A 13,951-nucleotide genomic window follows, 5' to 3' on the forward strand; every position below is an offset into this window, starting at 1 on the left:
TGCACCCCGTCCGGCCAGGGCTGTCCTGGCCGGCTTGATTCAAACTGCCCTTTCTTCCGGTATCGCAATACCCCGCTTTTCTTTCAGTCTCTGCACTTCCTTCCCTGCACTCGCGGAGACTTCCCACCATGTACAGCCCCATCCTGCCGGGTATCCAGCACATTGCCGATGAAATGATCAGCTTGCGGCGGCAGCTGCATGCCCACCCCGAATTGGGTTTCGAAGAGTTCAATACCAGCCGGCTGGTCAGCGAAAAGCTGCAGGCCTGGGGATATGAGGTGCATCACGGTATCGGTGGCACCGGTGTGGTGGCTACCTTGCGGTGCGGCAAGGGCCCGAGTATCGGTTTGCGCGCCGACATGGATGCCCTGCCCATCCAGGAAACCGGTACGCAGCCCTGGGCCAGCCGGATAGACGGCAAGATGCATGCCTGTGGTCATGACGGCCATACCGCCATCCTGCTGGCGGCCGCCTGCGAACTGGCCCGCAGCCGTCGTTTTACCGGTACCTTGCACCTGTTTTTCCAGCCTGCCGAAGAAGGGCATGGCGGCTCGGGTGCCAAGCGCATGCTGGATGAAGGCCTGTTCCAGCGCTTTCCCTGCGATGCCATTTTTGCCCTGCACAACATGCCGGGCATCCCGTTGGGCAAGCTGGGTTTTCGGGCCGGGGCCTTCATGGCCTCCACCGACACCATCACCATCCGCTTGCATGGCACCGGCGGGCACGGCGCCATGCCACAGCGCGCCATCGACCCCGTGGTGGTGGCCGCAGCACTGGTGATGGCACTGCAAACCATCGTGTCGCGCAATGTGTCACCGCTGGATACCGCGGTGGTGACAGTCGGTGCCTTGCTGGCCGGCGACGCGGCCAATGTCATTCCCGCCAGTGCCGAGTTGCGTCTGACAGTACGCGCCTTGAAGCCAGACATCCGCGAGCTGCTGCATCTGCGCATCCGCCAGCTGGCCGAGCAGCATGCGGCCGCTTACGGCGCGCACGCAGAAGTGATTTTTGAGCATGGTTATCCGGTACTGATCAACGACGACATCATCACCCACCAGGCCAGTCTGCTGGCACGCGAGTGCCTGGGAGCGGGCAATGTGCTGGAAGACCTGCCGCCGCTCACCGGCAGCGAGGATTTCGCCTACTGGCTGGAACAGGTGCCAGGCTGCTACTTCATTGTCGGTAACGGTGATGGTGAAGGCAGCTGCATGGTGCATAACCCCGGCTATGACTTCAATGACGAAGCCCTGCCGCTGGCTGCCAGCTTCTGGGTTCATCTGGTGGAGTACTGGCTGGCCAAGGACGACGTCGCGGCCCATACCTCCCGTTGAATTCCATTGTCCGCGCAAGCAAGGACCTCCCATGCCCCAAAAAATCATTCTCGATTGTGATCCGGGTCACGACGACGCCATTGCCATGCTGCTGGCGCATGGCAGCCCGGCCATTGAGCTGCTGGCCGTCACCACGGTGGCCGGTAACCAGACGCTGGAAAAGGTGACGCGCAATGCACTGGCGGTGGCCGAAATCGCCGGTATCCATGTTCCCATCGCAGCCGGATGTGACCGTCCGCTGGTACGGCCACGCGAAATCGCACCATCCATTCATGGCGACAGCGGCATGGACGGTCCGGTGCTGCCGCCACCCACTCGCCAGACAGATTCCCGGCATGCGGTGGACCTGATCATTGAACTGATCATGACGCACCCGCCGGGCGAAATTACCCTGGTACCAACCGGTGCGCTGACCAATATCGCACTGGCCGTGCGCAAGGAGCCACGCATTGCCGGGCGGGTGCGGGAAGTGGTGCTGATGGGTGGCGGCTATCACACCGGCAACTGGAGCGCAGTGGCTGAATTCAATATCAAGATCGACCCTGAAGCCGCGCACATCGTATTCAACACCCCCTGGCCGCTAACCATGGTGGGGCTGGACCTCACCCACCAGGCATTGGCTACGTCTGAAGTGCAGGCACGCATTGCCGCACTGGCAACCCGTCCGGCCCGCTTCGTGCAGGAACTGTTGTTGTTCTTTGGCGAGACTTACCGCCGTGAACAGGGTTTTGCCTGGCCCCCGGTACACGACCCCTGCGCGGTGGCTTATGTGATCGACCCGCAGGTGATGACGGTACGCAAGGTGCCGCTGGATGTGGAGCTGCAGGGCGCGCTGACGCTGGGCATGACGGTGGCGGATTTCCGCGCCCCGCCTCCGCCCGACTGCCACACCCAGGTTGCGGTAAAGCTGGACCACACGGCGTTCTGGCGCATGGTGGAAACGGCCTTGCGGCAGATCGGGGAGGGTGGCCAATGAATGCCGGCAAATCTCAAGTGCCGGTTGTCAGCCTGATGACCGCATTGCTGGCAGCCTGTGTGGCCTTCCAGCTCAATGCCAGCATGCTCAGCCCGGTATTGGTCACCATGGCCAAGGAGCTGAGGGCCAGTGAGGCCGCAGTGGGCTTGTCGCAAACTGCATTCTTTACCGCTGCCGCGCTGTTTTCCCTGTTCCTGCCACGGTTGGGCGACATGCTGGGGCGACGGCGCGTGTTGCTGGGCATGCTGCTGGTGATGCTGGCCGGCAGTGTGCTGGCCGCTTTGGCACCCTCCATCACCGTGTTGCAGCTGGCGCGGCTGGTGCAGGGTGTGTCCGGTCCGGTGGTGCCGGTGTGTCTGTTGATGCTGTACCACGAGGTGAATGAACCAAGGCGCTACGGGCTGCTGATGGGGGTGATAACGGCCGTGAACGGTGGCATTGCCGGCATCGATGCCATTGCTGGCGGCTGGCTGGCCACCCAGTACGGCTTCCGTGCGGTGTTCTGGTGCATCGCCGTGGTGGCGGCGCTGGCCTGTCTGCTGGTGGCCTGGCTGGCTCCGGAATCGCGGCCATCGCCACGGTCGCGCATGGACTGGCCGGGGGTAGCTGCCCTGGTCCTGACACTGGGCTGCTGGCTGTGGGCATTGCAGCTGGTGGCTGCCGATAGCGGCTGGCCTGCTGTGCTTGGCATGGCGCTGGCCGGGGTGCTGGGTTTGCTGCTGTTTCTGTATCAGGAAAAGCGCAGCCCGCAGCCATTGCTGGCCCTGAGCTTGCTGTGCCAGCGCCGGGTGTGGGCCTTGCTGCTCACCACGGTGCTCACCATGACCGGGGTCTTTGCCATCATCAATGGCCTGGTCATGTCTCACGCTCAAGGGACGGCTGGCCATGGACTGACGGCAGAACAGGCGGCCTGGCTGCTGTTGACCCCCTATGCGCTGATTGGCTGGCTGGTAGGGCCCTGGGCCGGTCAGCTGGCACCACTTCTGGGTTATGGCCGGGTACTGCGCCTGGGGCTGGCGGGCAGCATGCTGGCCATCGTGTTGATGCTGCTCTACGGCTTGTCCAGCCTGTGGTGGATGGTGGCTGCCACCGTGCTGGCGGGGGTGGCTTATGCCGGCACCGCCAACATCATTCTCAATGGGCTGGGGGTGGTACTGTCACCGGCCGATGCACCGGGCCTGCTGCCCGGCCTGAATGCCGGTGCGTTCAATCTGGGGGCCGGGCTGAGCTTTGCCTTGCTGCCGGCCATGGCCTATCAAACCAGCCCGGCTGGCGGCATGCTGCTGGGGTTGGCGGTTCTGATGCTGGCATGGCTGGTGTCCTTGCTGATTCCACGTCCCGGCGCGGCAGAACTGGCTGCAGTCGAGCCTGCTGCTCATCACACGGTCGCGTCGAACTGACTTTCCAGCTTGCTGGCTGTTTGTGGCCGTCCCAGCAGATAGCCTTGTACACCACCGCAGCCCAGCTTGCGCAAATACTGGTGCTGGGCGTCGGTTTCCACGCCTTCGGCCAGCGTGTTCATGCCTAGTGCCCGTGCCAGGTGAATGATGGCCGATACGATTGCGGCGTCTTCGCTGTCGCCGGGTAATTCGCAGACAAAGGAACGGTCAATCTTGATGGTGTCCGGTGCAAACCGTTTCAGGTAGGCCAGGCTGGAATAACCGGTACCGAAATCATCCACCGACAGCCGCACGCCCATGGCCTTGAGGATGGACAGCTGGCGGGCGGCCAGGTTGGCATCTTCCATCAGCGTACTTTCGGTCACCTCGATTTCCAGGTAATGGCCGGGCAGCCCGCTGGCCTGCAAGGCTGCACGGACGTCGTCAATAAAGTCGGTACGGGCCAGTTGTCGTGCCGACACATTCACCGCCATCTTGGGCAGGGGCAGGCCTTGTGCCTGCCACCTGGCCATTTGCTGGCAGGCCTCACGCAATACCCAGCGTCCCAGCTGGACGATCAGGCCACTGTCTTCGGCAATCGGAATGAAACGGGAAGGCATGATCAGGCCATCGGTCGGGTGCTGCCAGCGCACCAGTGCTTCGCAGCCGATCAGGGCATGGCTGTTGATGTCGTATTGCGGCTGGAACAGCAGGAACAGCTCATTTTGCTCCAGTGCATGGCGCAGACGGTTTTCCAGTTGCAGGCGCTCGGCCACCTGGCTGTTCATTTCCCGCGTGTAGAAGCGGAAGGTATTCCGGCCCTGGGATTTGGCATGGTACATGGCCAGGTCGGCATTCATCAGCAGGGTCTGGATATCCTGCCCGTCGTCGGGCAGCAGGCTGATGCCGATGCTGCAGCCGACCACCAGCGAGGCACCGCCCACATCAAACGGGGTTTGCATCGCACGCAGGATGCGTTCTGCCACCTGTGCCGCTTCGTCTGGCTGGCTGATGGCCGACAGAATCAGCACAAACTCGTCGCCGCCGGTGCGGCCCACCGTATCCAGCTCGCGCACTGCACCGCACAGGCGGCTGGCCACCTGCTTGAGCAACTCGTCACCCTTGTTGTGGCCCAGGGTGTCATTGATGTTCTTGAAGTGGTCCAGGTCGACAAACAGCACCGCCAGCTTGCCGGCCAGTCGCTCGGCCTGGCGAATGGCTTGTTGCAGGCGGTCGTGGATGAGAATGCGGTTGGGCAGGTCGGTCAGCGCGTCGAATTCCGCCAGATGCTGGATGCGTGCCTCATGCGCCTTGCGTTCGGAAATATCGTTGAACAGGGCGACATGGTGGGTGATGTTGCCCTGTTCGTCGGTCAGCACGCTGATATTCAGCCATTCCGGGTAGGTTTCCCCGTTTTTGCGCCGGTTCCAGATTTCTCCGGACCATTGCCCGCGCTGGCTCAGGTTATGCCACATCTGCTTGTAAAAATCGGCATTGTGCTGGCCGGATGCCAGCAGGGCAGGGGTACGGCCCAGCACGTCCTGTTCGCTATAGCCGGTAATCTGGGTAAACGCATGGTTGACGGCCAGAATGCGGTTGTCGGCGCTGGTGATCAGGATAGCTTCATTGCTGGATTCGAACACCCGCGCCGCCAGGCGTTGCTGACGTGCCGCATGGTGGCGCTGGCTGATATCGCGTGCGGTGGCGCACAGATAATGCTCATCCTGATAGGCAAGGCCGGTCAGCGTCACTTCCAGGTGCTGGTGCCCATCGGCATTTTCCAGCCGGGTTTCAAAACTGTGCGGCAGGGCGTGATCTCCGGCCGTGGACAGGATGGACATCAGTTGCCGGTGATGGGCCTCGTCTTGCTCCAGATAATCCCGCGCCGCCCGGTTGGCATACACCAGTGTCCCGTGGCTGTCTTGCAGCAGCACCATGTCGGTGGCGTGGTCGATCATGAAGTGGCTGAGCTTCAGCTCGCGGCTATTGGCTTGCAGCTCGGCATGGCTGCGGCGCAAATCATCCTGGTAACGCGCCAGCAGTGCGTTGATCCAGCGGTTGAAAAACCAGTACAGCAGGCTGGCACAGCCCATGGCCAGTAACGTCATCAGCACGGTGGCCTTGATCCGCTGCAGCAACTGGGCTTCCAGCAAGGTGCTGGCCTGCTGGTTCTCCACCTGGATCGACTGCACATGCATGGCATTGATCAGCGTCCAGTTCCAGCCCGGCAGGCGGTGTACATAAGCCAGATGACTGACCGCCTGCTGCTTGTCCGGTTGCGGCACGCTGTAGCTGAGGTAGCCGCCCTTGCTGCCCAGCTGCATGGCTTCGCGTGCCCGGCTGCGCAAAGGCTCGGGCAGCGACTGGTAGTGCTTGCCCTGCAAGTCCGGCTGCGCCAGATACAGTCGCAGCACGCCGCGCTCGTCAATCACCATCAGGTCGTCCTTGTCCCCGTTTGGCTGGCTGCTCGCCAGCAGGGTCAAGGCCTGTTGCTGCAGTTCGGCTTCCACATTGGCCAGGTATTCGCCACTGCCGATCAACCAGTCATAAGGGGCAAAGTGCCGTGCGTAGGCAATCTTGTCCGCCATCTGCCGGGTGCCGGGCAGATACCAGCGATAAGTGGAGAAACCCGCCGCTTGCGGGCCACGCACCGAGGCAATCAGGGTTTGCATGATGTAATGCCCCTGATCGTCGCGGTTATCCAGCAAGGAGCTACCTTCGCGGTCCGGCACCGTGGGCAGCAGCACGCAGCGGCCATCCATGGTGTCGATGAAAAAATAGCCCCGGCCGTCAAAAAAACGCAGCGGGCGCAGCGCCGTCACGATCAGCGCCTTTACCTCGGCCGCCGGCAGGCGCTGGTGTTCATGCTCCCAGATGCGCTGGGCCAGCAGGTAGGCCTGGTCCACCTGGACGCGCAATTGCTGGCGCATGTCCTCGCGGGCACGGCTGCGCATGGCCAGCAGGATGTGGCTGGTCTGCTCTGACGACGATTGCAGGTAGGCACGTGCATGCTGGTAGGCATCGCGTTCCACCTGTTGTTGGCGCGCATGGTAATCCGTCCGGCTGGCAAGCAGGAAGTAGGTGGCCAGGGTCATGGCCAGCAAGAAGATGATCAGCAGGGTGCCTAATAACTGCAAACGCCACAGTCTGGCCTGGTTGCGCAGCATTGATAAACGGATTCCACAAAAATGGCCGGCCAGTATAAATGAATGTCATGGGGGTGCCGGAAAGAAAGTGCCACAACTTTGATCTGCTTCAGGTAAAATCGCCGGTTGGAAGTCAGACAGACAGTCGCCGCGCTGCTGCGCAAGCAGGGGCGGGGAGGAAAGTCCGGGCTCCGCAGAGCATGATGCCGGCTAACGGCCGGGCGCCGTGAGGCGACGGAAAGTGGAACAGAGAGCTGAACCGCCGATGGCTGACTTGTCAGCACAGGTAAGGGTGAAAAGGTGCGGTAAGAGCGCACCGCGGACGTGGCAACACGGACGGCAGGCTAAACCCCATCAGGAGCAAGACCAAATAGGGGGGCGTTAACGTGGCTCGCGTTGTCCCCGGGTAGGTTGCTTGAGACTGTCGGTAACGGCAGTACTAGAGGAATGACTGTCCAACGACAGAACCCGGCTTATCGGCTGACTTCCAATCCCCACCCCTTCTCGCAGTACCCGTCAGTACCATTTCTTCTCGCTATCGATCTTGCTCAAAAAATAAGCAAAAAGGTTTTTACTGCTTAAAAAAAAAGCATTACAATGGCCGCCCTTTTGCTTGTTTGACCGCAGAACACCTGATGCGCATTGGTCCTTACACCCTGAAAAACCGGCTGATCGTCGCTCCCATGGCGGGTGTGACCGATCGTCCGTTTCGCATGCTGTGCAAGAAAATGGGCGCAGCCATGGCGGTGTCGGAAATGATCACGTCCAACAAGTCATTGTGGGCGACGGCCAAGACCTTGCGCCGGGCCGACCACACTGGCGAAGTGGAGCCGATTTCGGTGCAGATTGCCGGTTCGGACCCGGCCCAGATGGCGGAAGCCGCACGCATCAATGTGGAGCAGGGCGCGCAGATCATCGACATCAACATGGGTTGTCCGGCCAAGAAGGTATGCAATGTGGCGGCCGGTTCGGCCCTGTTGCGTGACGAAGCACTGGTGGGCCGCATTCTGGACGCGGTGGTCAAGGCAGTGGATGTGCCGGTGACGCTGAAAACCCGTACCGGCTGGAGTCCCGAGCATCGCAATGCCTTGCGCATTGCACGGCTGGCCGAGGACTGCGGCATCGCGGCGCTGGCGCTGCATGGCCGCACCCGTGAAGACATGTATCGCGGTGCTGCCGAATACGACACCATCCGCGCGGTCAAGGCCAGCATCGGTATTCCGCTGATTGCCAACGGCGACATCGACACGCCGCAAAAGGCGCAGCAGGTATTGCAGTACACCGGTGCCGATGCGGTGATGATAGGCCGGGCGGCGCAGGGGCGGCCGTGGATTTTCCGCGAAATACAGCATTACCTGGAAACGGGTGAATGCCTGCCGCCACCCACGGTGACGGAAATCCGCCAGCTGTTGCTGGAGCATCTGGATGATTTGTACGGGTTTTACGGCGAGTATTCGGGTTGTCGCATCGCCCGCAAGCACATTGCCTGGTACACCAGGGGGCTGAGGGGCTCCAATGAGTTTCGCCAGACCATGTACCAGCTGGAAGAAACCGGCAGCCAGCGCCAGGCGGTGGCAGGCTATTTCGATCAGCTGGCAAGCTTGTCGGAACACCTGGAATACCTGGACGAGCTGGCCGAAGAGACGGTGTCGGCTTGACCGGCAGCCAGCAGCAGGAGGCCCGGGGGCGGGCTACAGTGCAGTACACAGCGTTCACACCATATGTTGAAGACAGAACAATAAACATGCAAAACAACGAACATATTTCCCAGTCGGTGCGGCTGGCGATGGAACAATACTTCCGTGATCTGGACGGCGAAATACCTGCCTCGATCTACGATATGGTGCTGGCCTGTGTGGAAAAACCCCTGATCGAGGTGGTGCTCACCCACACGCAGGGCAACCAGACCCGGGCGGCAGAGCTGCTTGGGCTCAATCGCAACACCCTGCGTAAAAAAATGAAGTCGTATGATTTGATATGAAGATAAACCGGCCATGCCCCACACAGGATGGCCGGTTTTTTTGTGCCTGCCGGCAAGGCAGGGCAAGCCGCATACGGCCTGGTGCGGGCATCAGGCCACAGTAAAAACAGCTTTTTCATTCATTAGCCAAGGTGGTAGAGAAACATGACCAAAATCGAACGCGCGCTGATCAGCGTATCCGACAAGACCGGTGTTCTGGAATTTGCACAGGAACTGGCCGCACTGGGCGTGCATATCCTGTCGACCGGCGGTACCGCCAAATTGCTGGCTGACAACGGCGTGCCGGTGACCGAAGTGTCCGATTACACCGGCTTCCCGGAAATGCTGGATGGCCGCGTGAAGACCCTGCATCCCAAGGTGCACGGTGGCATTCTGGGCCGTCGCGACCTGCCGGAACACGTAGCCAAGATGGCCGAATACGATATCGGCAACATCGACCTGGTGTGTGTGAACCTCTACCCGTTTGAAGCCACCATCGCTAACCCGGACTGTGTGCTGGAAGACGCCATCGAAAACATCGACATCGGCGGCCCCACCATGGTGCGCTCTGCTGCCAAGAACTGGGCCCACGTCGCCATCGTCACCGACGCTGCCGACTACGCTGCGCTGACTGCCGAACTGAAGGCCAATGACGGCAAGCTGGCCAAGACCACCCGCTTCGAACTGGCGAAGAAGGCCTTCACCCACACCGCCGCTTACGACGGTGCCATCTCCAACTACCTGACCAGCCTGGCCGATGGCGTGGTGAGCGGCAAGCCGGAACGCGTGGCTTTCCCGAACCGCCTGAACGCCCAGTTCGTCAAGGTGCAGGACATGCGCTACGGCGAAAACCCGCATCAGTCCGCCGCTTTCTACCGCGACCTGGACCCGGCAGCCGGCACCATCGCCGCCTACCGTCAGCTGCAGGGCAAGGAACTGTCCTACAACAACATCGCTGACGCCGACGCCGCCTGGGAAGCGGTCAAGACCTTCGACCAGACCGCCTGCGTCATCGTCAAGCATGCCAACCCCTGTGGCGTGGCCGTGGCCGGTGACACCCTGAGCGCCTACAAGCTGGCCTTTGCCACCGACACCACCAGCGCCTTTGGCGGCATCATCGCCTTCAACCGCCCGGTAGATGCCGAAACCGTGGAAGCCGTGACCGGCCAATTCCTGGAAGTGCTGATTGCCCCGTCCTTCACCGAAGAAGCCAAGGCCATCATCGCCGCCAAGAAGAATGTGCGCGTACTGGAAATCCCGCTGGAAACCGGTGCCAACCGCTTCGAACTGAAGCGCGTGGGCGGCGGCGTGCTGGTACAGACCCCGGACATCCGCAATGTGGCACTGGACGAACTGCGCGTGGTGACCAAGCGTCAACCCACCCCGCAGGAAATGTCCGACCTGCTGTTCGCCTGGCGCGTGGCCAAGTTCGTCAAATCCAATGCCATCGTGTTCTGCAGCAACGGTCAGACCGCTGGTATCGGTGCCGGCCAGATGAGCCGTGTGGACTCCACCCGCATCGCCGCCCGCAAGGCGCAGGATGCCGGCCTGAGCCTGCAAGGTGCCGTGGCTTCCAGTGATGCCTTCTTCCCCTTCCGCGACGGTATCGACGTGATTGCCGAGCAGGGCATCAAGGCCATCATCCAGCCGGGTGGCTCCATGCGTGACGAAGAAGTGTTTGCCGCCGCCGACGAGCACGGCATTGCCATGGTACTGACCGGCGTGCGTCACTTCCGTCACTAAGCGCGGACTGCCTCCCCGTGCAGGCTGCATCGGGGAGGTGCGCAGTACCTTGCCTTGCTGCCCGCCGGAGAAACCGTGAACAAGACCACCAGGATCATGCTGCTGATTGTGCTGCTATTCGGCGTGGCTGCCACGGTGTACTGGCTGGAACAGCCGGCCCCGACGCCGGCTCCGGCCCCGCTTGCCCAGACTCCCGACCTCAAGCGGCTGGCCGAGCAGGCGCTGGCGGTGTATCGCAGCACGCAGAACATGCAGACCGCTGCCAAACCCGGCCAGTGGAAGCTGGACGCCAAGGCCAGCAACAGCGCAGGCCCGTTTGTCGGTACCTTCGGGCCCCTGCAACTGGCCCGGGACGGCCAGGGCCGTCAGTTGTTGCTGACCACCTTTGTGGCGGATACGGCGGATTCGGCTGGCGAGGGCATGGACAGCTTTGCTGCCTCCGGCATCAGCCGCCTGCTGCTGTTTGTATTGCAGAACGGCCAATACGTGCTGCAAACGGAAAAGCAGCTGGAAATGGGCACCAACGGCATGGCAGCCAGCGCACGCGTGGTCCAGCTGGGCCCGCATGAATGGGGCTGGACCTTGCACAGCAGCTACCTGCAGCAAGGCTATACCGCCAGCACGGTGGAGTTTTTCCACGCCACCGCCACGGATATCCGCAGCATGGGGCATCTGACCGAACAGGCCGACAACAAGGGCGTGTGCGGTGATGCCGGCTGTGATGGTTGCCCGGCGGTGACCGACGTGCAAGCCCGCTGGCAGTGGCAGCCCGTGACAGGCCCTGATGCGCGCTTTTATCCGCTGGATGTGCAATGGCAAGGGCTGATCGACGGCAAGAAAATCAGCCAGCACGCGCAGTTGCTTCCCGATGCAGGCAGCGGGATTTATCCGTTCCCTGCCAATCTGAATGTACAATTCTGAGCGCAGCCCGACAGGGCCTGTCGCTCCATGACGGCAGCCGCATGCTGCCGCTAACGATGAAGGATCTCGCAAGATGAAAGTGTTGGTAATCGGTTCCGGTGGCCGCGAACACGCACTGGCGTGGCGTATTGCCAAGTCCAATCGCGTCTCCAAGGTATTTGTGGCACCGGGCAATGCCGGTACCGCGCTGGACCCCAATCTCACCAATGTCGAGCTGAGCGGCAACGAGGCGCTGGTTGACTTTGCCCGTCGTGAAGACATCCAGCTGACCGTGGTCGGCCCGGAAGCCCCGCTGGCTGCCGGTGTGGTGGATGCCTTCCGTGCTGCCGGGCTGAAGATCTTCGGCCCCACCCAGTACTGTGCCCAGCTGGAAAGCTCCAAGGATTTTGCCAAGGCCTTCATGCAGCGCCATGGCATTCCCACCGCCGGTTACCAGACCTTTACCGATGCGGCTGAAGCCCATGCCTATGTGGCCGGCAAGGGTGCGCCTATCGTGATCAAGGCCGATGGCCTGGCTGCGGGCAAGGGCGTGGTGGTGGCACTGACGCTGGACGAAGCCCATGCCGCCATCGACGACATGCTGGTGGGCAACAAGATGGGCAGCGCCGGTGCGCGCGTGGTGATCGAAGACTTCCTGCAAGGCGAAGAGGCCAGCTTCATCGTGATGGTGGATGGCGACCACGTGTTGCCGATGGCCACCAGCCAGGACCACAAGCGCCTGCTGGACAACGACCTGGGCCCCAATACCGGCGGCATGGGTGCCTACAGCCCGGCACCGGTGGTTACCCCGCAGGTGCATAACCGCGTGATGCGCGAAATCATCCTGCCCACCGTGCAAGGCATGAAAAAGGACGGCCACAGCTACACCGGCTTCCTGTATGCCGGTTTGATGATCGACCATGACGGCAACCCGTTCACCATCGAATTCAACTGCCGCTTTGGCGACCCGGAAACCCAGCCCATCATGGCGCGTCTGAAGTCGGACTTCACCGTGCTGCTGGAAGCCGGTGTCAACGGCAAGCTGGATCAGGTGGAAGCCGAATGGGACCGCCGCGTGGCGCTGGGCGTGGTGCTGGCTGCCGCCGGCTACCCGGATGCCCCGCGCAAGGGCGACGTCATTACCGGCCTGCCGGCGGAAACCGAAGACAGCATGGTGTTCCATGCCGGTACGGCGTTCAACGACAGCAAGCAGGTAGTCAGCAATGGCGGCCGCGTGCTGTGCGCGGTAGGACTGGGCGACAGCGTGAAGATGGCGCAGCAAAAAGCCTATGCGGTGGCGGATGCCATCCATTTTGATGGCAGCCAGCTGCGCCGCGATATCGGCAGCAAGGCAATCAATCGTCCCAAGTAAGCCGGATTGGCAGCATGGCAGACAACGGCACCCAGTGGGTGCCGTTTTTCTTTATCTGTTTTTGATGTCCTGCATGGCCATTTCTATGCGATTTTGACTGACCGAGCACTACATTCTGCTTGTCAGTCATCGTATAGCAGGTGTCCACCATGTCTGCATCGCTTCCCAAGCCCTCATCGCTGCTGTCCAGTGCTCAGGCGCTGTTGCGCCATGCCCGCCGTTGCTGCTGCCGGGTGAGCTACTGGCTGCGCCAGTTCCGCAGCCCGGTCCAGGTCTCGCGCTGTTGTGCCTGGCGTGCCTTGCCGCAGGCCGCGGTAACACAGCAAAAAACCGACCTTTATGGCAGGCCCCCGCAGGCTTGACTAGACTGCAAATGTCGCTGACATCCGGGAGTCGCTGCCATGTCCATCCGTCTGCTCCTTGCCAGCATATTCTTGACCGGCAGCCTTGCTGCCACGGCAGCCCCGCCGCTGCGCATCCTCACCGAGGATTACCCCCCCTTCAACATGATGGGCAGTGGGGGCCGCATCAGCGGTATGTCCACCGATGTCTTGCAAGAAGCGTTTCGCCGTGCCGGTATCAACTATGGCATCGAAATGCTGCCATGGGTTCGTGCACTCAACCTGACCATACTGGAAAGCAATACCTGCCTTTATTCCACCGCGCGTACCGCAGCACGCGAGCAGCAGTTCAAATGGGTTGGACCATTGGTTGATAATCCCTGGGTACTCTATGGCAGAAATGATAGCCGTCATGCCATCAAGTCACTGGAAGAAGCCAGACGTTTCAAGATAGGCGGGTATAGCGGTGACGCCACTGCCCAGTTCCTGATTGATCGCGGATTCGATGTTGATCTGGCCAGCACCGACCAGCTCAATATCAAGAAGCTGCTGGCGGGGCGCATCGACTTCTGGGCCACCGGGAAATATCCTGGTGCAGCCTTGCTGGCCAGAGAGAAAGTCACCCAGCTTCATCCCATCCTCACATTCAACACCCCCATGCTTTATCTGGCGTGCAATCCTGGCATGCCGGACGCCCTGATACAGCAATTGAATGATCAGCTACGCAGCATGCAGCGCGACGGCACGCTGGCACACCTCTACGCCAAATATATTAACCAGAAAGAGTGAGCGGACTGCAGATC

General features: G+C 61.4%; 11 protein-coding genes and 1 other RNA gene. 11 read left to right on the plus strand and 1 reads right to left on the minus strand.

All coding sequences use genetic code 11. The annotated features are described in order from the left end of the window. Nucleotides 1–128 precede the first annotated feature (128 nt). From ACE3SE_RS05770 to uriT, 3 genes are read left to right on the plus strand one after another with little or no spacing between them, the layout of a single operon-like run. A complete protein-coding gene (locus ACE3SE_RS05770) occupies nt 129–1,331 on the plus strand; it encodes a M20 aminoacylase family protein (protein ID WP_374554204.1) in 1,203 nt (400 codons plus the stop codon). Between the two features lie 31 nt (nt 1,332–1,362). Continuing rightward, nucleotides 1,363–2,307, plus strand: a complete 945-nt coding sequence (uriH, locus tag ACE3SE_RS05775; protein ID WP_374554205.1) for a uridine-preferring nucleoside hydrolase UriH — start codon at nt 1,363–1,365, stop codon at nt 2,305–2,307. After that, nucleotides 2,304–3,707, plus strand: coding sequence for a uridine transporter UriT (gene uriT, locus ACE3SE_RS05780; protein ID WP_374554206.1), 1,404 nt, complete (start codon nt 2,304–2,306; stop codon nt 3,705–3,707). Before uriH ends, uriT begins: the two co-directional genes overlap by 4 nt. On the opposite strand, the gene ACE3SE_RS05785 is transcribed toward uriT, so the two are convergent. Beyond that, entirely contained in the window at nt 3,686–6,853 is a 3,168-nt protein-coding gene (locus ACE3SE_RS05785; protein WP_374554207.1) for a bifunctional diguanylate cyclase/phosphodiesterase, read from the minus strand. The genes uriT and ACE3SE_RS05785 overlap by 22 nt on opposite strands. A gap of 108 nt (nt 6,854–6,961) precedes the next feature. Between ACE3SE_RS05785 and rnpB the strand changes: the two genes are divergently transcribed. From rnpB to ACE3SE_RS05825, 8 genes are all read left to right on the plus strand, one after another. Continuing rightward, nucleotides 6,962–7,324: RNase P RNA component class A (gene rnpB, locus ACE3SE_RS05790), an RNA gene on the plus strand. A 143-nt stretch (nt 7,325–7,467) separates the two neighbouring features. Further along, complete coding sequence (dusB, locus tag ACE3SE_RS05795; protein ID WP_374554208.1) at nt 7,468–8,490, plus strand: tRNA dihydrouridine synthase DusB; 1,023 nt, start codon at nt 7,468–7,470, stop codon at nt 8,488–8,490. A gap of 86 nt (nt 8,491–8,576) precedes the next feature. Then, complete coding sequence (locus tag ACE3SE_RS05800) at nt 8,577–8,813, plus strand: helix-turn-helix domain-containing protein (RefSeq protein ID WP_045845804.1); 237 nt, start codon at nt 8,577–8,579, stop codon at nt 8,811–8,813. 144 nt (nt 8,814–8,957) lie between these two features. After that, entirely contained in the window at nt 8,958–10,535 is a 1,578-nt protein-coding gene (purH, locus tag ACE3SE_RS05805) for a bifunctional phosphoribosylaminoimidazolecarboxamide formyltransferase/IMP cyclohydrolase (RefSeq protein ID WP_062790014.1), read from the plus strand. Nucleotides 10,536–10,610: 75 nt separating this feature from the next. Further along, on the plus strand, nt 10,611–11,456 hold the full coding sequence (locus tag ACE3SE_RS05810) for a hypothetical protein (protein WP_374554209.1): 846 nt from the start codon (nt 10,611–10,613) through the stop codon (nt 11,454–11,456). A gap of 73 nt (nt 11,457–11,529) precedes the next feature. Next, a complete protein-coding gene (purD, locus tag ACE3SE_RS05815) occupies nt 11,530–12,807 on the plus strand; it encodes a phosphoribosylamine--glycine ligase (protein ID WP_045845801.1) in 1,278 nt (425 codons plus the stop codon). Nucleotides 12,808–12,956: 149 nt separating this feature from the next. Continuing rightward, nucleotides 12,957–13,169: a hypothetical protein gene (locus ACE3SE_RS05820; RefSeq protein ID WP_374554210.1), complete on the plus strand. Its 213-nt coding sequence runs from the start codon at nt 12,957–12,959 to the stop codon at nt 13,167–13,169. A 39-nt stretch (nt 13,170–13,208) separates the two neighbouring features. Further along, complete coding sequence (locus tag ACE3SE_RS05825) at nt 13,209–13,937, plus strand: substrate-binding periplasmic protein (protein ID WP_131357166.1); 729 nt, start codon at nt 13,209–13,211, stop codon at nt 13,935–13,937. Nucleotides 13,938–13,951 lie beyond the last annotated feature (14 nt).

This window comes from Aquitalea pelogenes (assembly GCF_041914625.1).
GTDB lineage: Bacteria > Pseudomonadota > Gammaproteobacteria > Burkholderiales > Chromobacteriaceae > Aquitalea > Aquitalea pelogenes.